Origin of the sequence: Microcoleus sp. N9_A1 (assembly GCF_036701795.1) — a bacterium.
Classification (GTDB): Bacteria; Cyanobacteriota; Cyanobacteriia; order Cyanobacteriales; family Microcoleaceae; genus Microcoleus.
Genome location: NZ_JAUBRI010000084.1, coordinates 1 through 21,552 on the forward strand (window position 1 = coordinate 1; position 21,552 = coordinate 21,552).

The 21,552-nt window shown below is 42.6% G+C and carries 36 protein-coding genes; 10 read left to right on the forward strand and 26 right to left on the reverse strand.

The features are described from left to right. Window positions 1–259 precede the first annotated feature (259 nt). The 3 genes from QUA58_RS26960 to QUA58_RS26970 are packed head-to-tail and all read left to right on the forward strand — an operon-like array spanning window position 260 to window position 1,180. Entirely contained in the window at window positions 260–532 is a 273-nt protein-coding gene (locus QUA58_RS26960; protein WP_333397064.1) for a hypothetical protein, read from the forward strand. Then, complete coding sequence (locus QUA58_RS26965; protein WP_333397065.1) at window positions 501–782, forward strand: hypothetical protein; 282 nt, start codon at window positions 501–503, stop codon at window positions 780–782. Before QUA58_RS26960 ends, QUA58_RS26965 begins: the two co-directional genes overlap by 32 nt. 47 nt (window positions 783–829) lie before the next feature. Next, window positions 830–1,180, forward strand: coding sequence for an HNH endonuclease (locus tag QUA58_RS26970; protein WP_333397067.1), 351 nt, complete (start codon window positions 830–832; stop codon window positions 1,178–1,180). Here the strand turns inward: QUA58_RS26970 and QUA58_RS26975 are convergent. The 4 genes from QUA58_RS26975 to QUA58_RS26990 all read right to left on the reverse strand — a co-directional run bounded on the left by QUA58_RS26975 (window position 1,143) and on the right by QUA58_RS26990 (window position 3,812). After that, window positions 1,143–1,997 carry a 3'-5' exonuclease gene (locus QUA58_RS26975; RefSeq protein ID WP_333397068.1) on the reverse strand — a complete coding sequence of 285 codons (855 nt, stop codon included), beginning with the start codon at window positions 1,995–1,997 and terminating at the stop codon, window positions 1,143–1,145. The two genes, QUA58_RS26970 and QUA58_RS26975, sit on opposite strands and share 38 nt — an antisense overlap. Window positions 1,998–2,518: 521 nt before the next feature. Continuing rightward, the gene (locus tag QUA58_RS26980; protein WP_333397070.1) at window positions 2,519–2,731 is read right to left on the reverse strand and encodes a hypothetical protein; all 213 of its coding nucleotides are present in this window, start codon (window positions 2,729–2,731) and stop codon (window positions 2,519–2,521) included. Window positions 2,732–2,765: 34 nt separating this feature from the next. Then, window positions 2,766–3,008 (reverse strand): hypothetical protein, encoded by a 243-nt coding sequence (locus tag QUA58_RS26985; protein ID WP_333397072.1) that lies wholly within the window; start codon window positions 3,006–3,008, stop codon window positions 2,766–2,768. A 243-nt stretch (window positions 3,009–3,251) separates the two neighbouring features. Next, window positions 3,252–3,812, reverse strand: a complete 561-nt coding sequence (locus QUA58_RS26990) for a hypothetical protein (protein WP_333397075.1) — start codon at window positions 3,810–3,812, stop codon at window positions 3,252–3,254. Between the two features lie 292 nt (window positions 3,813–4,104). Here QUA58_RS26990 and QUA58_RS26995 point away from each other — a divergent pair, with 292 nt between their 5' ends. After that, entirely contained in the window at window positions 4,105–4,305 is a 201-nt protein-coding gene (locus QUA58_RS26995; protein ID WP_333397078.1) for a hypothetical protein, read from the forward strand. Between the two features lie 37 nt (window positions 4,306–4,342). After that, window positions 4,343–4,996, forward strand: a complete 654-nt coding sequence (locus QUA58_RS27000) for a Uma2 family endonuclease (protein ID WP_333397081.1) — start codon at window positions 4,343–4,345, stop codon at window positions 4,994–4,996. Between the two features lie 123 nt (window positions 4,997–5,119). Here QUA58_RS27000 and QUA58_RS27005 read toward each other — a convergent pair whose 3' ends face one another. From QUA58_RS27005 to QUA58_RS27085, 17 genes are all read right to left on the reverse strand, one after another. Beyond that, window positions 5,120–5,509 (reverse strand): hypothetical protein, encoded by a 390-nt coding sequence (locus tag QUA58_RS27005; RefSeq protein ID WP_333397084.1) that lies wholly within the window; start codon window positions 5,507–5,509, stop codon window positions 5,120–5,122. Window positions 5,510–5,523: 14 nt separating this feature from the next. After that, window positions 5,524–5,748 (reverse strand): hypothetical protein, encoded by a 225-nt coding sequence (locus tag QUA58_RS27010; protein WP_333397086.1) that lies wholly within the window; start codon window positions 5,746–5,748, stop codon window positions 5,524–5,526. A gap of 160 nt (window positions 5,749–5,908) precedes the next feature. Beyond that, window positions 5,909–6,178: a hypothetical protein gene (locus QUA58_RS27015; RefSeq protein WP_333397088.1), complete on the reverse strand. Its 270-nt coding sequence runs from the start codon at window positions 6,176–6,178 to the stop codon at window positions 5,909–5,911. A 208-nt stretch (window positions 6,179–6,386) separates the two neighbouring features. Beyond that, window positions 6,387–6,737 carry a hypothetical protein gene (locus QUA58_RS27020; RefSeq protein ID WP_333397090.1) on the reverse strand — a complete coding sequence of 117 codons (351 nt, stop codon included), beginning with the start codon at window positions 6,735–6,737 and terminating at the stop codon, window positions 6,387–6,389. A 42-nt stretch (window positions 6,738–6,779) separates the two neighbouring features. Beyond that, entirely contained in the window at window positions 6,780–7,160 is a 381-nt protein-coding gene (locus QUA58_RS27025; RefSeq protein WP_333397092.1) for a hypothetical protein, read from the reverse strand. 35 nt (window positions 7,161–7,195) lie between these two features. Then, on the reverse strand, window positions 7,196–7,471 hold the full coding sequence (locus QUA58_RS27030; protein ID WP_333397095.1) for a hypothetical protein: 276 nt from the start codon (window positions 7,469–7,471) through the stop codon (window positions 7,196–7,198). A 189-nt stretch (window positions 7,472–7,660) separates the two neighbouring features. Further along, window positions 7,661–8,329, reverse strand: a complete 669-nt coding sequence (locus QUA58_RS27035) for an MT-A70 family methyltransferase (protein ID WP_333397098.1) — start codon at window positions 8,327–8,329, stop codon at window positions 7,661–7,663. A 76-nt stretch (window positions 8,330–8,405) separates the two neighbouring features. Continuing rightward, window positions 8,406–8,702 (reverse strand): hypothetical protein, encoded by a 297-nt coding sequence (locus QUA58_RS27040; RefSeq protein WP_333397100.1) that lies wholly within the window; start codon window positions 8,700–8,702, stop codon window positions 8,406–8,408. 88 nt (window positions 8,703–8,790) lie between these two features. Further along, window positions 8,791–9,021 carry a hypothetical protein gene (locus tag QUA58_RS27045; protein WP_333397102.1) on the reverse strand — a complete coding sequence of 77 codons (231 nt, stop codon included), beginning with the start codon at window positions 9,019–9,021 and terminating at the stop codon, window positions 8,791–8,793. A gap of 86 nt (window positions 9,022–9,107) precedes the next feature. After that, the gene (locus QUA58_RS27050; protein ID WP_333397104.1) at window positions 9,108–9,461 is read right to left on the reverse strand and encodes a hypothetical protein; all 354 of its coding nucleotides are present in this window, start codon (window positions 9,459–9,461) and stop codon (window positions 9,108–9,110) included. A gap of 28 nt (window positions 9,462–9,489) precedes the next feature. Beyond that, complete coding sequence (locus QUA58_RS27055) at window positions 9,490–9,708, reverse strand: hypothetical protein (RefSeq protein ID WP_333397107.1); 219 nt, start codon at window positions 9,706–9,708, stop codon at window positions 9,490–9,492. A gap of 51 nt (window positions 9,709–9,759) precedes the next feature. Then, window positions 9,760–10,107 carry a DUF1257 domain-containing protein gene (locus QUA58_RS27060; protein ID WP_333397109.1) on the reverse strand — a complete coding sequence of 116 codons (348 nt, stop codon included), beginning with the start codon at window positions 10,105–10,107 and terminating at the stop codon, window positions 9,760–9,762. Window positions 10,108–10,314: 207 nt separating this feature from the next. Next, on the reverse strand, window positions 10,315–10,524 hold the full coding sequence (locus tag QUA58_RS27065) for a DUF2997 domain-containing protein (protein WP_333397111.1): 210 nt from the start codon (window positions 10,522–10,524) through the stop codon (window positions 10,315–10,317). Between the two features lie 27 nt (window positions 10,525–10,551). Further along, window positions 10,552–10,893, reverse strand: a complete 342-nt coding sequence (locus QUA58_RS27070; RefSeq protein ID WP_333397113.1) for a DUF6283 family protein — start codon at window positions 10,891–10,893, stop codon at window positions 10,552–10,554. 135 nt (window positions 10,894–11,028) lie between these two features. Further along, window positions 11,029–11,412 (reverse strand): hypothetical protein, encoded by a 384-nt coding sequence (locus QUA58_RS27075; RefSeq protein WP_333397115.1) that lies wholly within the window; start codon window positions 11,410–11,412, stop codon window positions 11,029–11,031. Window positions 11,413–11,492: 80 nt separating this feature from the next. After that, complete coding sequence (locus QUA58_RS27080) at window positions 11,493–11,906, reverse strand: DUF6876 family protein (protein WP_333397118.1); 414 nt, start codon at window positions 11,904–11,906, stop codon at window positions 11,493–11,495. 58 nt (window positions 11,907–11,964) lie between these two features. Then, entirely contained in the window at window positions 11,965–12,273 is a 309-nt protein-coding gene (locus tag QUA58_RS27085; protein ID WP_333397120.1) for a hypothetical protein, read from the reverse strand. Window positions 12,274–12,334: 61 nt separating this feature from the next. Here QUA58_RS27085 and QUA58_RS27090 point away from each other — a divergent pair, with 61 nt between their 5' ends. Continuing rightward, a complete protein-coding gene (locus QUA58_RS27090) occupies window positions 12,335–12,586 on the forward strand; it encodes a hypothetical protein (protein WP_333397122.1) in 252 nt (83 codons plus the stop codon). A 61-nt stretch (window positions 12,587–12,647) separates the two neighbouring features. Here the strand turns inward: QUA58_RS27090 and QUA58_RS27095 are convergent, their stop codons facing one another. The 5 genes from QUA58_RS27095 to QUA58_RS27115 all read right to left on the reverse strand — a co-directional run bounded on the left by QUA58_RS27095 (window position 12,648) and on the right by QUA58_RS27115 (window position 16,327). Then, a complete protein-coding gene (locus tag QUA58_RS27095; RefSeq protein WP_333397124.1) occupies window positions 12,648–13,046 on the reverse strand; it encodes a hypothetical protein in 399 nt (132 codons plus the stop codon). Window positions 13,047–13,085: 39 nt separating this feature from the next. Next, window positions 13,086–13,427 (reverse strand): AAA family ATPase, encoded by a 342-nt coding sequence (locus QUA58_RS27100; RefSeq protein WP_333397126.1) that lies wholly within the window; start codon window positions 13,425–13,427, stop codon window positions 13,086–13,088. Between the two features lie 48 nt (window positions 13,428–13,475). Continuing rightward, window positions 13,476–14,210 carry a hypothetical protein gene (locus tag QUA58_RS27105; RefSeq protein ID WP_333397128.1) on the reverse strand — a complete coding sequence of 245 codons (735 nt, stop codon included), beginning with the start codon at window positions 14,208–14,210 and terminating at the stop codon, window positions 13,476–13,478. A 160-nt stretch (window positions 14,211–14,370) separates the two neighbouring features. Then, window positions 14,371–15,708: a hypothetical protein gene (locus QUA58_RS27110; RefSeq protein ID WP_333397129.1), complete on the reverse strand. Its 1,338-nt coding sequence runs from the start codon at window positions 15,706–15,708 to the stop codon at window positions 14,371–14,373. Window positions 15,709–15,814: 106 nt separating this feature from the next. Continuing rightward, entirely contained in the window at window positions 15,815–16,327 is a 513-nt protein-coding gene (locus QUA58_RS27115; protein ID WP_333397132.1) for a helix-turn-helix transcriptional regulator, read from the reverse strand. Window positions 16,328–16,793: 466 nt separating this feature from the next. On the opposite strand from QUA58_RS27115, the gene QUA58_RS27120 reads away from it, so the two are divergent. Genes QUA58_RS27120 through QUA58_RS27135 form a run of 4 tightly spaced genes read left to right on the forward strand, consistent with a single transcriptional unit; the run spans window position 16,794 to window position 21,124 of the window. Continuing rightward, window positions 16,794–16,979: a hypothetical protein gene (locus QUA58_RS27120; RefSeq protein ID WP_333397134.1), complete on the forward strand. Its 186-nt coding sequence runs from the start codon at window positions 16,794–16,796 to the stop codon at window positions 16,977–16,979. 17 nt (window positions 16,980–16,996) lie between these two features. After that, window positions 16,997–17,365 carry a hypothetical protein gene (locus QUA58_RS27125; protein WP_333397135.1) on the forward strand — a complete coding sequence of 123 codons (369 nt, stop codon included), beginning with the start codon at window positions 16,997–16,999 and terminating at the stop codon, window positions 17,363–17,365. Then, entirely contained in the window at window positions 17,362–20,886 is a 3,525-nt protein-coding gene (locus QUA58_RS27130) for a virulence-associated E family protein (protein ID WP_333397137.1), read from the forward strand. Before QUA58_RS27125 ends, QUA58_RS27130 begins: the two co-directional genes overlap by 4 nt. Window positions 20,887–20,899: 13 nt before the next feature. After that, window positions 20,900–21,124, forward strand: coding sequence for an NblA/ycf18 family protein (locus QUA58_RS27135; RefSeq protein WP_333397139.1), 225 nt, complete (start codon window positions 20,900–20,902; stop codon window positions 21,122–21,124). Window positions 21,125–21,552: the final 428 nt, after the last annotated feature.

Genomic DNA, 21,552 nt, shown 5'->3' on the forward strand with positions numbered 1-21,552 from the left:
ATATGAGGACGCCCAGACATTTTAATGTTCTCCTTTACTTTTCATGTAACTCTAGCATAACTTTAGAAAAATGGTATGACTTGGCGATCGAGCGCTGAGGGTCGCGCCACAGTTCAGCAATTACGACTGGCTAAGTTCGGTTATCCGCAAGCTGAGCTTTTTGCCAAGCGCTAAAGTTGATTAGTTCTTCAATTATTTTTACCGTTTTGGTCGTTGAACAGCTAAAACATCAGAATATTTAGTACATCCAGGAGCAACCGTGAGCTTAATTAATCTCGTCATACCTTCACCGCCCGGTACTACTGCCGGCATTGGCGCAATCTTAAAACTGATGCGGGACAATCCCGATAGCGTCTTAAAAGTTGTACACTTGTACCGCGATCATCCAGAAAGTTCCAGCACTTTCATCGCATTTTTTAGAGAACCAAATTCAGTTTTTCAAATTACAGCAGTTCTCAATGTGTGGGGTACGTCCTTTGGTTCCAAGGGAGAAGGGCTTCGTGCTTTGGCGTGCAATTCGCTCTGTGATTGAAGACTTAGGACTTCCTTTTGAACAGCACGAGTGGCGGAAGTTTTCCCATCTAAAAACTGGGTTGAACGCCAGGGATTGGTCTGATGGTGATTCCTTATCCCTAGAGTACGCAAACAAATGGGAGGAGCTTCTGATCGATCGCTGCTACTCCTCTTTAACCCAGTTATTGCCGTCAGAACCTTACACCTTTGACCAGTTTAACGACTATTGGAAAAATCACTGGGAATCCAAACAGCAGAGGAATTCCTAGTCTATAAATACAGCAAAAGCGATCGTGCCAATTGTGAGAATTGAACTATGGCAAAACCCAAGAGGTATCCCGACAATTGGCAACAGATTGCGCTCTCGGTGAAAGAAAACGCGGGCTGGCGTTGTGCTAAGTGCCATCAACAATGCCTCCGACCTGGCAAACAAAGCGGCTTAACCAAATCCGAACGGTGTGCTTTAACTTTGGCGGTGCACCATCGCAATCGGATACCGGAGGACAACCGCCCAGAAAACTTAATCGCTCTGTGTACCGCGTGTCACCTGTCGTACCACAACCGCAGGCAGTCCAACGTATCGCCGGGGCAATTATCGCTGTTCCCTGATGATGCGATCGATTGGGATATCATGACTTTTGTTGGGGAACAGGCACGGGACAATTGATGCGCTCCGAATCCGCTGCCATCTTTTTAATTAATTGAAAAGCTGCCGTGCAATCTTCCAGCGCTCGGTGGTTTCCATTGAGAGGAACATACTGATAATCTTTATGATAATAGCTCCAGTTTCCGACCCATTGCGCTGCCCATTCCATCAAACATTCGGAACGCTTTGTTAACATCAAACTGGGTAAATCGTGCAACTGACAGCAGTAATTCAAGATTTTGATATCGAATCCGGCATTGTATATCAAAATCCGTTTATCTTTCAGGACTTCAACAATGCGGGGATAGACTGTGGGAAAACTTGGAGCACTCGCTACCATTTCATCGGTTATCCCGTGAATCTCTGTTACTTCTGCGGGGATGGGAATTGTAGGTTTGATGAGAGTATCGAGTAAGGTTTGTCCTGTGCGATCGATAATTGCTATCTCTACAATCTCAGCATCGTATAAGTCCGTCGTTTCAGTATCCAGAATCACCCAATCGTTCTGGCTTAATTGCTCCCTTGCCCACAGCACAGCCCTTACCCTATCTTTTTCTATGAAACCTACTTCGCGATACCACTCTTGATAATCCCGCTTAATTTGAGCTTTTAGACGGTTGGCAGCTAGGGTTTCCAATTGTTTGGGAGATGGCTTTCTTTTGGGTCGGCAGCATTCAGGATTGTGGATATCGTAGAGAAACACATCGTATTTCCGGGTTTCGATAACACCTGAAGGTTTTAGGGGCGATAAACCAAGTTCACCGAGTTGCTTTTTAGTTTTCAGGTGCGGTGGTGGTTCGTTATATTCACCCCACCAACTATATTTGGTTAGTTCCATGTTTGACAGCTCGATATCAAAAGAACATATTCAAAATAGCTCGATTTACGGTATTGTAAAGCCTACGCCACCTGCTTTTTTAATGAGGATAATCAAAATAGGAAATCCCCAGATTGGGGGATGGTCGCCCGCTGCAAAACTAAACGACAATCTAATTATTTTATCAAACAAGCGTTACTGTCTGCACATTAAAATAACTAATTCCGCTTCACCATTCCTCTTACTTCGGCTCTCTTTTTAGAAAACTAACTGTTTATAATATCATGTTGCACCAAGGTTTTAGGTTCGCCATTCTTACCTGTCACCTGATAAATTACCTTGGTTTCGTTAACTATTGAGCTGCCCTATTATCAGTTAGGTGCAATAAATTAATCAGTTCAAAGTATTAAAATACTGTAGAATTTAGTTTTAAAGTTTGAACAACTTTCAGGTTGGCGCTCTGAAAAAGATGAAAAGGCGTATCTATTGACCGCCTTATAACATCTTTTAAGCATTACCTCAGCTTCAATCAGGAGAGTACCTCAATCTAGGTGTTGGTCAATTAGGGCAATCAGTTTAGCGATCGCCTTCTGTTCTTCTAGAAGTAGTTCCTTGAGCTGGCGCATCTGTTCTTGGTTCGGCGGACGGTGTACCAAATCATCAACGAAGTCAAGCAAAGGTGACTTTCTAAAAGGTCGGGTCAAAGCAGCTTCATCTCGCAAGCGCTGGGTTCGCTCCAGTTTGGAACGTTGCAATCGGTTTTTCTCCTGACGGCGTGCGATAAGTCCGTCAAGTCTTTGACATACGTTCCCAGTCTGATTCATCTCCATAGATATCTTTCACTTGTTGTTTTAACTCGGTTATCTGCTCGGTCAGATTTGCCACCTGGTCTTCAATAACGTCTGTTTTATCCTCCTGGATTTCCAGAGAAATTTCCACAGATTCGACATATTCTGTTAACTTTTGTATTGGATCGGGCTGGAGCGTGTCGCCGTTAGGCGTATCGCCATTTAGTCCGTTGCCGTTGGTCATAGCATACCTCACTGATGTTATGGAAGAAACTGGCGATCGCTTTTGATACAGTTGAAACTATCGCCAGCATTGCAATAAAGTGGTTACTAAGTGGTTACTAAGTTGTTACCAATTTTTCTGCCAATTAGTTAGTTGGATTCTGCGATTAGTTAGAGGTTGCATCATTGGCGCATCAACAAAAACTCAACTCACTAACTAAACTAAGAGAGAAATTTTAGACGGTATCTTCTATCAACTCAAGAATTAATCGTTCCTCCCGTCGCCTGGAGATGGTGCGCTTGATGCGTTGGAGTCGCTAGCTATTCGCCAGCACAGAGCGCTTGCTAGTTGGTTTTGTTCCACCCGATCGAGAACTCGCACTGTCGGAAACCAAGCTTGCAAGTGGGATAAGTCGTTGTTGACGCTTCCCGAATATGCTTGGAATGGGTCGCTCTCCAAAGCAACGAAGCTTCGTAAAACGTACAGTTCATCCAATTTGAGTCCATCTAATCGATTGATTAGGGATTCTAGGGAATATTTTCGGGGCGTTGTGTGTCCCGCAATCCCTTGCTCCTCCAGTTGCCACCAACTAATCACGTTGGCTCGTTCGATGGCACAAAAAATCTCTGATTTGCGGACGCACACATAAATCGGTTGTCCGTCTTCCTTGAGCAAATTATCTTGATCATCCAACAAACAACCGGTGACGGTTTCAGAACGAACGTTGGTCACTTCCATGCGTCCCACTGCGGTGGTAACGCGGGGATTGGGTATTTCTACAAAGCTTTGGGCGGGTTGCGATGGTTGCCCATAATCTGCGAACATAGAGCAAATCTCCATTGTGAGTACCACACCCCGCCCTTTGAGATTGCGAGTCAGAGGGGGCGGGGTGTGGTTTTGGTTTTTTGACGCTAACAAAACTTAGTGAAGCAACCGAATCGGGAGTACAGATAACTGTTTTATGCTTCTGCTTGGTTTGCAGGCGTTCGTGGGTGTATGATAACTCATACGGGATATTTGATGCAAACATCCCGTTTGCGCCTATTGACCCATTAAGCAAAAAACGAGCTTTAACGGGTAGTCTGGGATATATAAAGTAATTGCGTTAGATATCCCAGTGACCGACCGAAAAACTACAGAACCAGTACCCACCTTGAAAGTCACATTTCCTTCAAGAACGCTTCGAGAGCGGTTCAAGGCTATTTGTGCGTTGAACGGAAAAAATATGAATGAAGTGCTGATTGATTTGGTCAAACAGTACATAGAACAGAATCAGCGGAACGATCGCCCTGAAACTGAAAACGACCGGAAATCATAGGATCGATCGCATACCTAATGTCCACCATGAAAATGTTATGAGCCAAACCAAAACAATCCCCCAAACCATCCCCCAAACAATCACGTTTGATGAGTTCGCAGCCTGGTATCCAGAGAACTCTATTCGCCGCTACGAACTGCACAATGGAGTAATTGTTGAAATGCCTTTAGGAACTGGCCGCCATTCCGGTGTTACAGGTTTTATCAGCTTAAAAGTAGGAGTTGAAATTGACCAACGCGAATTACCCTACTCCATCCCCGGTGACTGCCTGCTTAAACCCACTCGCGATGAGGCTGGTTATCAGCCCGATGTAATTGTCCTAGATCAAGCATCTCTGGCAAACGAACCGCGCTGGGAAAGGGAGTCCATCATCACGATGGGTTCTTCGGTGCGGCTGGCTGTAGAGGTAGTCAGTACGAATTGGCGGGATGATTATCATTTCAAATTTGCCGACTATGAAGAAATGGGCATCCCCGAATACTGGATTGTGGACTACCTCGGTTTGGGCGGTCGCAAGTTCATCGGCACTCCCAAACAACCCACGCTCACGGTTTGCCAGTTGGTTGACGGCGAGTATCAAATCAGCCTGTTTCGGGGAGATGACCGAGTTGAGTCGCTGGCTTTCCCAGAGTTGAACTTGACTGCCGAGTTGATTTTTAGAGCCGGTCTGCCCTTAACCGAGCCGAGCTAGAAGGACTGGGGGGCGATCGGGCAAATAGGTTCCATTACAGTCGATGGGTTCATGGTGCCAGACGGCTCGTATCGGACGCAGCCCAACCCAAGTCGCCGAAGCAGCGGGCTCTCAAACGGCGCGCTATTCACTACACAGTTGATACGCAAATATCAAGCACAGGATGAAATTGCTTTCCAATCCGTAGCCTTCCCAGCGACTATTTCTGATTCCAACAATGTGACGGCATCGCTTAAGCCAATCAACACCGCCTCGTTTGGTAATTTCTTCAAACAGTCGCGGATGTTGCTGTAATTTGCAGACAATGATTTCCGTCATAATCTCGATCGATTCCTGCATATCAGGGCTTTTGTACTCTTGATAGGCAGATTCAGCATCACGGAAATTCACGCCTTTGAATGTTACCGGGTAATGATTTTTGATTTTGTTCTTTCGGAAAGCTAGCTCTGTGGGATTGGTCAAAGCTGCACCAATCCCAATATCAGAGCCAGACCAAATATTAATGCCTTCCATCTTATCAGCTCCAATTAAATAGACTGAGCGATTTGATAGGCTTGCTGATAGAGTGGATCATTACTCTTTGGCTGCTGACCTTCTTTTTGATCGCTGACGGCTAAAGCTACCTTGATTTTCTGACTTTCAGTTTCCGAAGGTAGTGTTTGATTTTGCTGGTAGTAATTGGCAGAAGTCTGGAAAAAGTTAGGGAGATCGGCTTCATATTTCAGAAACCGAACTAATTCTTTTAAGTTCATAGCATTTAGAAAAGCAACACCACCTTACAGCGAAGCATTAGTGTGACTTTTTAGTATTGCCTTCAAATTCTTCGATTTGAATGCCGATCTGATCAGCTTCCTGATATTCACCAAAATATTTCTCAATTTCTTGGGTTTCTTTCTGTGTCTCTATCTATACTCAATCCAATGGTTCTGGCTCTGTTTGCGATCGAATTTGTTCCAACCATTCAATGTCGGCACCGAATAAGTCGGCTATTGCTGGAATAAGCCAATCATAGTCGATCGACTGTATTTCGAGACGATCATTCTCAATTTTTGAAAGTTGGTAATAATCGAGAGAGCCATATTTTGAGGTAATTATTTGAGATAATTCACATTGGCTCAGTCTGTGATAACGCCTAGCACTCCACAACAATCTACCAAAGGTTATTTTGCATTCTTCGTACATTCAGGATTTCTGGGAGCGACCCAGATATGCGCTCTTAAAGTGTTAGATAACCAAAGTGAAGCATTAGAAACATTACAAGAAACGTTACCAGAAACATTACAAGAAACGTTACCAGAAACAATCTAAGAAACAAGAAACAGTGAGATAAAGTTTGATTTTCTTTGAGTTGCCATCACGCCCCAGAATGAGGGGCATGATTTTGTTATAGCTAACGTAAATTTGCTTGATAGAGTTTGGTTTTTCGTTTTACAAGCTCTACCTGCTTCTGAGTCAACAGACAGAAATCTTCAATTTGTGGATCGATCGCCACAACGAGAACTTGTCCCTGAAGGATGACGCGCTTTGGAGTAAGCATAGTTGGCTGATGAGCCTTCCGCAAGAAGTCATCGTCAACCAAAACCGCTAGTGACGGGTCAGAATAACAGTGGTAGACCGCCTCAAAGAAGGCTTCTTGTCCTGGAATCCCTACAAGCTTTTGAATTTCGGGGATTTGTGGCATTTCAGTTGCTGCTACTTCTTCAATTCCTGTTGAGTTTACTAAGACGTAAAATCGTGTCATGCTGGCTCCAGTTAACGGTAGTACAGAAAACCAATCAATATCTCACAGCGAAGCACTAAAACCGTGTTCTGGCTTAGGTGGTTTTTGGTGCAGTTTGAGTTCTTTTTTCACCATTTTTACTTGTTCAAGATTTAGCAAACACAAATCTAAGAGTGAGTTGTTAGTTCCGAGAATAACTACCTGACCGAAAATCACGTCTCCGTTTTTAGTTACACAAGTCGGTTTCAGCGCTTTCGGTTCCAGGTCATCATCACAAATTATGACAATCTTGGGATCAGAGAAGTTAGAAGAATCTAGCACTTCAAAAGTGGCTGGCTCTCCTTCGATGCCAACCAAATCTTGAATTTCTTCTGGTGTCAACATTTCGCGAGTGGTGTAGACATCTATCTCTTGTTCGTTCGTAACCAAAATGTAGTAAGGCATGAGAGAAAACTGGGAGCGACCCAGTTATTACGCTATTACTCAATTGGGATTCCAAGCAATATTTTCGCTGCTTCAGGAGCGAATTCGATCGATTTACACAAATTTCTGGCTGCTTCAAGATGTTCTGGAGCAACATAGACTCTGAAAGCACCCTCTCTCCAGAGCGCATCTGCTTTGTGGGGATGAAACTCTATCTGATGGGGAATCTCACTATTTTTCATTGCGTTGACGATCGACTCATGCTGATGTGCATAGAAGTCGCTGACCGTAACAAATCCGTTCTGAGTATCTGTCAATTCATTAGATGTCATCGTCGGTACTTTCCTTTCTAGTAAGCAGTTGTTTTGTCAACATCTCAAAGCGAAGCACTAACGGAGAGACTTGACCCTAGTAATTCCATTGAAAAACTAGGGAAAGTATTCAATTGCTATTAGTCAAGTGAAAGACAGTCTTTGTTCACATCATTCCAATAGACCTTAAGAACAGAAACCTCAAAAGAATTAGGTTTTAGGCAAATTAGCTTCAGCACCCCAGGAATCCCAATTCGGGCGTTGTTGCCGAGCAAATAACTCAATCCTCGACGGTTGCGACAATTGCCCCAATTCCTCACAATTCTCTAGTTTTTCTGCCAGTTGATTTGCGATCGTCCAAAACTCTTCCGGCTTCTGAGAATGTTTGCGTCTCCGCGCTCTAATGATATTCGGGATGTTGGTTAGACCGTGGGTACTAAAACTCCCTGGTTCGCCTTTTGTAGCTACCAGGAAGTGCTCAGTACAATTCCTCCCGTAGTGACCCATTCCGATGTGAGGTCGGCCATCCTTCGTGACCTTCTCCCATGTGAAGGTCGATCGATGAGTAAATCCCCAGTTTTCTAAGCACCGGAACCCTAGCGCTTGATGGTTATTTGTCACCCACAGCAGCAGATAAGAGTTATCGCTGGCGATCGCACTAATTGGCATATTGAGAATTTCCTCCTCGGTCATAGATGGATAACTGCAACGGCCCCGGTGAGTTTTGTCTGTTTCCCGAAGTGAATAGACCCAAGGAGGATCTATTACGATAAGCCGATAATCCTTGCAGGGAATCGGGGGCAGATTCGGTATCAGATGGAGTGCGATCGATAGTTTTAGTTGTCCTACCGAATCATCAGCTTTGTAAGTAGTCTTCATGCTAATTTCTCCTTTTATTTAAGGTTTTCTTCGAGGTTTTATTTGAGGTTTTTTTCGAGATTTGTTTCAAGATTTGCTATTGCTGTTTCTCTTCTGCCAACCGTTGTTCAGCTTTATTTTTGTTGATGACCAATCCCCGAAAAAACATTTCCTGTGCTTGCTTAATCTTCAAAGTGTCCTGTTGCTGAACCTTGAAAATCAAAAACTTGAGGATTTCGATCGAATTTTGTCCATCAATTTGTGTGACATTTTGAATGAGTTGGGCAGCTATTGCGAAATATCCAAGGTCATAATCTGTCGCTCCAACTAACACTTTGACCGCAAATTGTTCCAAACTCCAGTTATTCGTAGGCGTAAGCCGGGGCGTAGCCATTGAGCCGTTTCAAAGATTTTATCAACCTCTTTTTGAATTCGTGCAGCTTCGTCTACTATTGCTTCTTCTGTGTGATGTCCCATGATTTTTATTCTAATTTTTCTACTACTTCTGAAAGTTTGATACTTCGTAAAGCACAACCGTATATCTCGATATAGATATAGGTAATAATTCGACCTTCCGTAATCGAATCTTGAGCTGTTTTACGATTAAACAAGAAAAACATTTGCCACCAAGTCAAAAGCATTGGCGGTTCCTCTAAGACTTCTGCTGTTACTTTCTTTCCATCAATGACTTCTAAGACGACAATGTGTTTCATATTGTTAATTATTTGAGAGGGAAACAATCAATGTTAACTGTGTTGATTGTTTCCTCAAAACCTTAAAAGCGAAGCATTGACTTGAATTAAATGAGGGGTTTATTATACTCAACTAATCCATCAGCCATCATAGTTATAGCTTTCTGTTTTGTCTCTAAATCACCCGACAAAGTTGCTGCTATCATCTCCTCAATGTGTAAAAAACAAGCTTCTCCTTCTAGACCTGTAACACTTGTTAACAACAGACTTGAAAATGCTAAATAGTGGACATCTCGTAAGACCGCATTCTCCCAAATTTCGATCGCAAACTCTCTGATATTCAACCCTCGTTCCCCGGCGCAGTTCACAATCTTCTTGATTCCATCCTTTAATTCTCGGATTTCTGCTTCAGTAGCTTGTTCTTGTTGAGACATTTCTGTTTCCTCGCTATGGTATTTCATCACTTCCTTATGGCGAAGCCCTGACCGATTAATCGTTGTCTGACAAATCAATTGAATCATAACCCAACTGTTTGACTAATTTCAGCGCTAATTTTCCAGGTTCTGTTTCGTATTTACTTTCGGTTGTTCGTGTTGTAATTAACAAAGCATCTGCTGCACGATCGAGACATTGTATAATGTGAATGAAATCGTTTATTTCAAGGCTTACATTACTTCCTTTTTCGTTCGTTGTGAAATTCCAAATCATTGTTTCTGTTCCTATTAAAGTTCTGAATTCCTTATGCGAAGCAGTATGGGTTTAACACCATTTACCAGCAACTATGACGACTTCACCGTTTTCTTCAGTTTGAGACTCAATATTGAACCCTTGACTCCTCAATACTGCTAAAGTATTTTCCCGTGCGTACCAGGGTAAAAGTTGCTGCATAAATTGCTTAGCAGCATGGATGGAACCATCACGAGTTAAGAACTCAAATTCATCGGTTCCTTCTATTCGCTTAAAGCCAAAATCGTAACCACCCTGATAGCTTTGTTTGCGCCGAATAACAAAATCTGCTAGCTTACTGTTACCGAAAGGGTCATGAATACGGGTGTTAGTTTCAAGGTAAGCTCCAGCAAGAATTCCATCAAGTCCTGATTCAATCATTTTGTGAAGAATCTCTTGTAGGACGATCGGATTCTTTATCTGGGTTCTTATTACACTGAGATGTGACATTTTCTAAGTCTCCTAAAAGTTCTGAAAGTGGACGAGAAAAGTACCGGGCAATAGCAAAAATTTGTGAACTGCATTTACCACATTGGTAAGTTCTGCCCTTTGTTAAGGGATTAAGACAACCAGGAATTTTGCAGTTCATCAACTATTTGTCCATAAAGTTGAATCCTCAGTAGTTTCCTCAGTTAATGTCTCAGTTAATGCTTCTGGAAGAAGTTCTTGCGATCGGACTTCCCCCATTGCCTTTTCCAGTTCCTGAGTAACAGCGGTGCAATTAGCCCCGGAAGCAATCACCTTTTCGGTAACAGTGCCATCTTTGTTGATGGTAAATTCGATTCTGTAATATTGCATGGCTGAGTAAGTTGGGGATAAGTTGGGTTAATCGGTTAAAGTTTCAGCAAAAGTTGCCCGTTGTGCGCCATCAATTCCAAGGTCTTTTATTTGACCTGATCGCATCAGTACCAATCGCAGAAGTAAATTATTATTCCGAAGTTGGTGATAAATCCAGCCGACACATTCAAGGACTTTCTCATCAGTGGAATAGTGACAACCCATTGCGATTTTAGGACTTGTCAACTGTTCAAACACATCTTGATTTGGATTAGCGATCGTCTCCTTCAAAGCTTGATGATTTTCCCGGTTATAGCCAGGAATTTTGCTCAAATTTCTGTCTACTTTCCACGGACAATTAGCGCATTGTTTGGTTTGTGTGAGTAGCATGATTAGTATTTGACTGAGATTATGTTATCGAATTTGTCTCGGACAATTTTGGGACTTTTGTTAATATGAATCCCACAATTTCGGCAAGTATAATGTCTCAAGTATCCTAACTGACCAAGAAACATTAGCTGACCGCTACAGACTTTGCACATCAAATTTGCCATTTTGGTTTTCCTCTTTCAGGGTGTTATTGATAATTAAACCTTGATTGATTAAATCGACTGCCCATTGTACGATCGAAGCATCTTTTTCCAAAGTTTTGTTAGCTAGATATCGCAAAAATTGCAACATTTCGTCTCCCTGAAAATTTGTGCTGTGGTGAATCATGCGACTGGCGATCGCTACATAAGGCGCTTTTTGTTGCACTGCATTTACCCAAATCTCAATAGCAAAATCGGCTGTTGAGATTTGATTAGTGATTGCTTCAGCAAAAATTCTGTCAACATCTGCCTGCAATCCTTCCAGTTGTTTTTGCTTTTCTTCGAGTGTAATTTCGGAAATTTGTTGGTTGTCACTCATTTGATTGGCTCCTATATAATTTAGGTAGTTGACTGTCTGTCCAGTTTCCTGTGTTGGAGAACTGGACAGATTCTTATGGCTTAATTTTCCTGTGGCAACAGAAGAATTTTCGCTTGTACATAAAGCTTGATTTCAGGCAAGGGAAAATCAGTAATTGGTATCTGTTGAATAATCGCAGGTTTAGTTTCGGGGGTTGGTGTATCTTCCCAACAAGTCAAGACAGCAGCATTGCCTCGTTTGGGCTTAATAAACTCATGTGCATTTCCGACATGAAGGAACCAAAGTTGAAACTCGGTTAACCTTTGTTTTTTCCTTGCAGAAGGCTGATGAGAAGCGATCGCATCAATTAACCAATAACATTGAGCATTATCAGCCAAATATTTGACTCCATCGGTGTACTGAATTCCAAGCCAATGTTTGTAATATTGCTCAGTTCCACCAAAGTGTTGCAAATTGTGCAAGAGTGTTTCAGCATCCATCTTTACTTTTGACATAATCTGACTCACAAACTCAAAATATCACTTCCTTACAGCGAAGCATTACATCACCATTTCAATTTCCTTTTGGTTCAAATGCTTCGGCTAATTTGTCATCAATAGCAAAGGCAAGAATGGCGATCGCATCTCTCATCGCTGCTTCATCTCCCTGCTTAGAACGCAAAAGTAGTAAAGGAATTCTGCTTTTATCAGGAAATACCTCATTAATCAAAATCAAAGCATTTTTGTTGCCAGCGAGGGCGGTTGACCAAATAACTGAAGCGAATGCCCAATTATTTATTACTTCTTTTTTCCCTTCATCTGTATCAACGATTTCGATCGATGACAGAGGATGAACATAATGCTGAAATTCTTTGTTGTACATTTGATTTGGTTAGTGTGGTGCTTCGCAATAAAGTAATTAAATTTCGCAAATTATCAAAATCATGAGACAACTTACAAGAACAAAAATCACAATTCTATCAGGCGAAACAATTGTTAAAAAGTCCGATCGCTTTCAAATGTATTTGCACAACGGAAAAATCATTGAATTGGAAGATTCCTTTTTTTGGCAATGGGGAGACGAACCAATTCCATTTGGAGATGAGAGTGAGATAGCTACTTACAAGCATGGGTATGTGTCAACTTTAGATGAAGCAATTTACAGTTTAATAAGTGCTGCCATGTCTCCTGAATAAATTTTGAGAAATCAAAACCAAAAAGCGAAGCATTTATTTTTGCTTCGCTTTTTCATGACAATTAATTTTCGTCAACTTCAAGAGGAGAGAGATGAGAGTAGGGACTTGTAGTTATTTCAGTCCGATCGGCAATGCTGGCGGATTTAGCGCCCGATCGAATTGCCCAAGTTTTCAGCGCTTCAATCTGTGGCTGAGCAATTTGAGCGAGCGGTACGCAATCGTGAATCGCAGCAAAAATATCATCATCCATGAATTCTCGATCGCGACTAAATCCAATTTGCATTGCTTCATAAATCACTTGTTCGATTTCCGCACCAGAAAAATTTTTAGTGTTGATCGCAAACTGTTGTGTATCAAATTTTTGAGATTCGACAACACCACGCAATCTTTTCAAATGCACTTGGAAAATTTGCTCGCGCTCTGACTGATTGGGCAAATGAACAAAAAATAGTTCATCCAAACGACCTTTGCGGATTAATTCAGCCGGAAGTAATTCGACCTAATTCGCAGTTGCCACAACAAACACCGGCGCGGTTTTCTCACTCATCCAGGTAAGCAAAGTTGCGAACACTCTCTTACTTGTTCCTGAATCTCCATCTGACTGATTATTGCTAAAACTCTTCTCAATTTCATCAATCCAAAGTACGCATGGTGAGATCGCCTCTGCTAACTTAATCACCTGCCTGACCCGACTTTCGCTTTCCCCGACAATGCCACCAAATAACCGCCCCACATCCAATCTCAGTAACGGCAATTTCCACTCAGCAGCTATGGTTTTAGCCGATAAACTTTTGCCAGTACCCTGAATGCCGGCCAGCAGTACCCCCTTGGGATTGGGCAAACCATACTCACGGGCTTCGTCGCTGAAAGAGCGCGATCGAACTGTTACCTATTGCTTGAGATTTTCAAGTCCGCCGATCGACTCCAGACCTGATTGAACCGGAATAAATTCGAGGATGCCTGTCTCCCGGATGGTTTGGCGCTTCTCCTCGATGACCGCAGCCAGGGCTCGAATATCAACTTTTCCCAGAACTAAGCACTTGGCAAGGACACGGGCAATTCGGCACCGAGTCAGCCCCTGGCAAGCCTTTATGAGCTGTTGCCGTTGTTCCGCGTTGAGCTTAAAATCGGGGGGAGGCACTAATCGAGTGAGCAACTTCGATATCTCCTCGATGTCTGGTAAGGAGACATCTACCACCGTAATTTCTTCGCGCAGTTCTTGAGGAATTCGGAGTTGGTCGGAGAGAATGACGAGACAGCGACGGTCACGGGCGATCGCTACTGCCAAATTTTTCAGTTCCCGGACGATCGCTAGCTGGTTGACGGCTATCTGCCCATTCGCACCTGGTGCAATCAAAGTCGCAATGTCTTTCATGACGAACAAAGTGACTTGTTCCATTGCCGGCGCTTTGCTGATCCGTTCCAGGGCTTGCATCGGGTTTCCTTTGGCTGTGCCATTATCTGTCCAGCCACGGGCAAAATCCCAGAAATAGATTTGCCCTTCCTTAGCTTTTGCTATATCACACAAAATTTCTTCGGCGGTTTCCTCTTCTGGGCTCACTACCCACAGCAAAGGAAATCTGGCCATCAACATTAGCTGAATTTCTTTCTTTTGATCTATCATGTTTTTAATCCAATTATCAATTGCTAATTACTCTTTACCCAGCAATCGAGCTTTTGAGTCACTCAACACTTATTAGCTCTCTAGCAATACCCATTCTCCTTTCTAAGCTCAGTAACAGTAACTGCTACTGAGCTTTTGGTTTCTGTTTTGTTTCTGTTTCTCATTTAGCAACAGAAACTTTTTGCTTTTTGTTTCTGGAAACAGGTTCAAACGGCTTAGCTGGATGTTCAACAGATGCAATAAACTCAACTGGTTCTGAATTAGAGTCAGAGATAGCAAAGTCAAAGTCAGAGTCAGAGTCAGAGTCAGAGTTAACGGGTTCTAAAAGAGGGTCAACAAAGTCTGAAACTGCTTCAGGGAGTAGTTTTGGAAGTATTTCAGGAAGTAATTCAGCTTGAGATTCAGAGGGAGATTCAGATTGAGCGACTTGAGTTTCAGCGAGACGTGCTTTCAAATCTTCAATTTCTTTAAGAGCATCCGACAAATCAGCATGGAGTGTTTCGTTTTCCACCATAAGCTGAGCATCAGTGACTAGCTCATCATCTGAATCATCTAAAACTCGATCGACTTGTAAAGCCCCACTAACTTTCTGTTGACTTTGCAGGTTAGTGATTGTTGTGGAAGCTTCTTTGAGTTGAGCTCTCACTTGTTCAAGTTGAGATTCAAGGACTTGTTTCTCACCAACTTGTGCTTGGAGAGTTTGAATTTGAGCATGAAGGCTTGAAACTTCACGTTCTCGTGCTTCGATTTGCCCATTGAGTTTAGAGATTTCAGAGATTCGATCGCGGGCTGCTATTTCAAATTCAGCAACTTCCAGCAAACGTTGTTCGGAAACTGTAAGTTTTGCTTGTAATTCGTTGCGATCGGAGGTGAGCAAATCTAACTGTTGACGAAATTCTTCAGAATCTGCCAATTGTTGCTTGTTCAGATTCATGTACGCTTCACGAAGCTCATTATTCTGGCGTTCGTATTCTGACTTGTAGAAGTTTAACTGAAACTGCTCTTGTGGATAATTTTTGAGTTGTTGCCGAAGAATTTCGTTCTCCTGAGCCAGAGATTTCATTCGATCGCCTGAAATAACAGTATCCGCTTTTTGGTAAGCGAGACGGTAAATGGCAAATCCCATTTGCTTCATCACCGACATAAACTCTTCAGGTACTTCGGATTCATCGAGTAAGCCATCATCTACGGCTTCCAGCAATGCAGTTGCTAAATCTTTTTCAGATTTTCCTTGCTTGAGGAGTGACAGATTATCCGATCGCCATTCCTTGACCAATTTACATACTGCGTCCGTACTGCCTCCAAAACCGTAAATTTCTTTGAGGGCTGCATTTACTGAGCGGACTGCAATCCCTACACGATTTTGTTGAAGTACAGCACAGGCAAAATCCACCATTTCTCGGCTAATTCCTGTGTACCCCGGGTGTTGCTTCTTGTGATTATCTAAGTCAAACCCAGACAAATCAAGGCTTGTAAACGTTGTTGCTAGTTTTGCCATTGCTAATCATTGGTAAATGATACTGGTAATTTCTTTACCAATATAGCACCATTTACCAATAGTGGTAAATACATTTATTAAAAAGTTGCAAGGGAAATAGAAGGATTTAGAGGGCAATCCGCTCGGCAATGACGTGGAGGATAACAGCAAGCTCTTCATCTGAGATAGAACGAACTTGCTGTACGAGTTCTTGTAATCGGCTAGGTTTCCGAGCTCCAGCAAGGATTTGCTTGAATTCTTCAAGAGTTTCGCCTCGGAACTTAGCGACACGTTGAAGATTTTCTAGATCGGGAATTCCTTCAAGATTTTCCCAAGCTTTGATAGTGGGATGAGTTACGCCAAGTAAGCGGGAAAATGCTCGATATGACCGATTTGCACGCATCTCAAAGATCACCTCAGCAAATTTTTCCCTGGTGTGAACATCCATCACATATCGCTGAAATTCCCTCGGTCTATCGCTTTCACAGGGTTGAAAATCATTGAGAAAAGGATTTTGATGGTGGTGAGAATTGTTCTGGGAGCCCCTGGGAAGATGTTGCACCTGGGGGGAAGATTCACTTTCCACACCTGAATAGTCGCCGTCCGAAAAACGCAATTTGATCTGAGATGGGGTATTCATTTGGTAAATAAGGTATTATTGTGGTAAATACGCATGGCAAGAGAGTTACCAAGCGTCCTATTCGCAGGTACAAGGCACAGAGCACAGGGAAAGGTGTAAATAAGCAAACTCAAGCTAGTAATAGCTTAAGCCATAGCAGATATTGAGTTAATCACATTCTAAGCTGTTCGGAACCTTAGTTTGCTTTGAGCGGTTCTGGATTCTCAATCACCACACCCTGAAATGCTTGTACGGTCTTAGCCTGTCCAGACATTGAAACAGCTACTAAGTCCGCCTTGCTTTAGCGTAACAACTTCACCGTACATTAGCAAAGCTCCATCATTCTTCTTTGAGCTTGGCAGATTTTGCAATGCAGGGGCAACCATAACACAAAATCACGAAAATTTAAGCGTGGACGGCTACCAATTTCTTACTCACTCACTATTTTCTTTATATGATGACAGATTCCTTACCAGTAAGCTCAACAGTGTTAATTGACGCAACTTTGCCTCATAAAAGTAAGAAAACCAAACGGACTTTATCACTTTCTGAAGAACTCGATTACAAAATTCGGATTTTAGCAGCAAATAAAAGAATTAGCATTGGCTCCTTAGTGGAAGATGCTCTGGTTCTTTATTTTTCTCAAACATCTCAAGAAAATACTGAACTTTAAGTATCCGAGAGGTTCTGATGACAATAAACGGATGGTGCCGTACCAACTATCACAAAGATGGTAAACGTCGTTTTGCGAAGTTGACTGGCGGTTTTTGCTGTGAATGTATAGCCGATCGACTGAAGAAAGCAACTACTGAATCAGTTAATGAACCAGTCGCTGAACCTACAAAAAATCCACAAAAAACTGCACAACAGAAGAAGCAAACAGCCGATCGAAGAAAAATCACTTGTCTTCAAAACAAAATTGTTGATATGGAGGTAGAACGCAACCATTTAACTGCCGAAATAGACCGTCTACAGCATAAGTTACACACACTTATTAGCTCTTTGGATAAATCAGGAGTTAATACCTCAGAAATAAAATCAGGAGTAGCAAAGACGTGACTAATAAAATCGAGATCGATCGTGAATTAGCAGAAAAACATCTCAGTTACCTGGGATATGAAAAATCTCAAGCCTACTTGAGATTTTTCTATCATTCAACAGACGATCGTAAAAAAAAGGATAAAGGGCGCAAACTCTCTGACCTCAACTGGGAACAAATCGAACAATATCAAGCAGATGGGCGCGGTGTGTATGTAGTCGTCAATGGGGCTGGTGGCACTGGTCACACCGATGCTGATGTCGCGCATTGTTGCGGTATTTTCTGTGAATGGGATGATATACCGCTGGGTGAACAATTTGAAAAATGGAGCGCTGTAGGCTTTGTAGAGCCTACCTTCACGATATTTAGCGGTGACAAGTCCATGCAACCGTATTGGTTGTTCGAGGAGCCTATTACACCGGAACAGTGGCGAGAACTGCAAGTGCTTCTCATCGAAATCATGGAAGCTGATCAAAGTAATAAAAATCCCAGTAGGGTGTTTCGCCTAGCAGGGGGTTGGCACATCAAACCCGATCGCGAACCAATCAAATCAGAAATTGTCAGTGAATCCGGTATTCGATACAATTACAATGATTTGCGGGAACATCTTAGTAGATTATTCAGGGAACTGGAGCAAAGAAGAAAGGAGGAAAAGGAACAAAATCAGCAAAATTTACTGGATTTATTGCCAAGGCTGACCATTGCTGAAAATGCTACCAACGGTACAGGAAGTGGCACTTCAACAGCAACACTTATAAAGCCGACAGCAACTCTCCCCGAGCCAGAAACCAAAAAGATAAAATTTAAGGATCTTAAGGTTCCTTTTCCGATCGCCATACCCTTGGATTCCGCCTTGGGCAAAGCTAAGGTTTATCTGAGTGGAGTCGAAACTCGAAGAAATACATCAATGGCAATGCTTGCCAGAGATTTACTTGGAGTTCAGGCTGAATTTCACCGCCTGGGACAACTTACAGATGACGATGCTTACACATTGTTTCTGGATGCTTGTCGCCGTTGTTCACCCGGTGGCGGATGGGATGAGGATGAATGGCAGCAGGTCTGGGATTCGGCTGTTAAATCCAATCCTGTATCCTCTATCAAACACTATATTCCTGATGGAGTAGAAAGCTGCATCAAAGGTGCGTACTGGCGCTTTCTCAAAGCTCAGCAACCCTTTGATTTAGATTTCTCACCTGTTTCTGTTTCTGATTCTGTTTCTGATTCTGTTTCTGATTCTGTTTCTGTTTCTGATTCTGTTCCTGAATTACACAATCGGAAGGCATCAGAATTTAACATTTTCAATTCTGACGACAAAATGATTCAGGATTACACAAAGTTGAATAGACATTTTGGGAAGCAGATCAGGCTAAACACACTCAGCAAACGAATCGAAATAGATGGGAAACCTGTATCTCTCGATCGAGTCCGTCTTCAACTCGCAATCAGACATGGAGTATTAGTCCGCTCCAGTAGGGAAGATGTCCAAGACATTCTCACAGAAATAGCAGTGGACAATCAATATTCACCCATTCAAGAGTATCTAAATTCTCTGCCAGTGGCTTTAGATACTTCAATTTTCGATACTTTGGTTCAGAAATATTTTGGTGTTGAAGGGGAACTTTATACAAAATTCATCAGAAAGACTTTAATTGGTGCGGTAAAACGTGCCTTTGAACCAGGTTGCAAAATGGACACAGTTTTGATTCTGCAAGGGCCTCAAGGTTTCCGAAAATCCACATTTTTCAAAATCCTGGCAGGCAAGAAATACTTCGACGATTCTTTCGGAGCGGTCGGCGATAAAGATGAACGGCTCAAATTGCACCGCTCCTGGATTGTTGAATGGGCGGAGCTAGAGTCAATTTTCCGACGGCGGGATGTCAGCGCGACAAAAGCTTTCCTGTCTACTGAGACGGATGCAATTCGACCTCCGTATTGTCGAGATACCGAAGATTTCGATCGACCCAGCATCATCGTTGCCACCACCAATAAGCAAGAATTTCTCGCCGACGAAACTGGCAACCGCCGATTTTGGGTAATTCCGGTTAAACAAAAAATTGACACCAAATTACTCAGCCAAGAACGAGACAAAATTTGGGCTGCTGCGATGCTGGCTTATCGCTCTGGTGAAGAACCCTATCTTGATTTTGGAAATGATGAAGAAAAAGCCGAACTTTTAACTGAGGACTTTCAAACGTCCGACCCCTGGGAAGATGTCATCTTGACTTACATCGAGCACCGCGATTATGTCCGACTCAGCGACCTTCTTAATCATCTCCAATTAGATTTGAGCCGCCAAGAGCGATCGCACCAAATGCGCTGCTCGGCAATTCTCAAAAAAATGGGGTGGGAACGAGAGTTCCGAATCATCAGCACTAAACGAGTTCGAGTTTGGGCCAAAGTCGAAATAGATGAACTCGCCGATCAACCTCAAAATTTGAAACCCCCCTTAAAAATGGAGGTTGATCACGAGGTTGATCTCCTTACTGGCTCTGGCTTCGATCGACCTGATCAACCTGATCATCCTATTTCTGAAACTTTACTAATGTCTGAGCAGACTGCTGATTCAACCTCTGATTCAACCTCTGATTCAACCTCTGATCCAACACAAGCTCATCGCGATGATGGCTATGCTGATCCGTTAGCGCAGCCTTCGGAGAGGATCGCTGAGTCTTGTGAACCCAGTGCAATTTGTATGAATCGGGAGGCGACGGCAGCAGAAGATTTGCAAAGTTTGGGTGAAAAGGTCGATCAGGTCGATCGGGTCGATCAAAGCCATAGCCAGAGTGAGTTTCAAAACGATCGACCTATCAAAAATGAGGTTGATCTTTCAAAAAGTGAGGTCGATCAGCAAACTCAGCAACAAGTAGATGAGGCAGAACTACTCGAATATATTCGGACAGTGCTCGAAGCTGGGGACCCGGAATTAGCCAGAAATATCCAGGGCGTTCTCAAGGAAGTTTGCGGAGCTGGTGCAGCCGATCGCCAAAAAGTCTGGAACTCGCTGACTGATGCTGAAAAAGCCGTCTTCACCGCTCTACTCACAGCCCCCATACCTGAAACCCCTGAAACTTCTGAATCCACATCTGAATCCACATCTGAAGCCGTAGAGGAATCTATACCGGCCACACCAGCAGAAACCTCCTCTGAACCGATTTCTGACTCGATTTCTGTTTCTGACTCGATATCAAATCCTGAAAAATCTGCACCCGTACTAAGCCCACAAGAACCGATTTCTGAACACATATCAGGGCAATTAATCAGTGAAGAAGATGCAGAGAAACTGCGAGATATAGCTCTGATTTGGTGGAATGAATACCATCCCGAATGGATGCAAGCTCTGCTAACACAAATGTACGGTTGGCAAACACCAGGGACTAAGTACGACGTGGCTGTGATAGTTCAGTGGCTGGAGGGGGAAAGTGCGGAGACTCGCGATCGAATCAATCAATTGATAACCCTCAAAAATAACAGTTCTTCAACTGATTCTCTATTCACAGATTCTCTAACAAACCCGAAAAAACACAAGGAAACAGATACTTAAAACAGTAGAGACTATGACCACTGAAATAACAGGGGATGAAGATCAATCGAATAAACTTTCAACTGAACTTACGGTTGAACAGAAATTTAAACTCAAAGTTTATTCGGATGAGACTCAATCACTTTCGGCTGAAGAAGCGCAGATATTACTCATTGAAATGGTTAGGAGGAACATGATTAAGGATAATGTTATCAAACATTTAATCAATCATCATGACGGCGAAGTTCACCGTTTTTAAATTGATTTTTAATAGTTTCAGAGGTTTTGACACGACAATGGGGCCAAAATTTGGTATAGTTTTTGTTTTTATGTTCCTTTCTTATCTCCTTTTTAGGTGATTTCTGAACTGATGTTTAACAATCTCCGACAACGGCTAGCTAAAAATCTTCATGTTAATAATAGGCTGATTAAAGTTTCAAGGGAAATCACTAATAAGATTTTTAAAAACCCGAAACACGACAATAAAAATTTGGCGTTGCTGATTTACGGTATGAACGGCTAAATATGCAAATCAGAAAAACCATTATCCACAAAGATTCTGGATTTTTGCCTGGTTTTTTTTCATACCCTGATTAAGCAACGCCGTAAATAACTGTAGTTTAGACTAAAAAATGAGCACAGCTAGAAGTAGCCACCTTTGAATCTCAGGCAAGCTGTTGCTCAAAA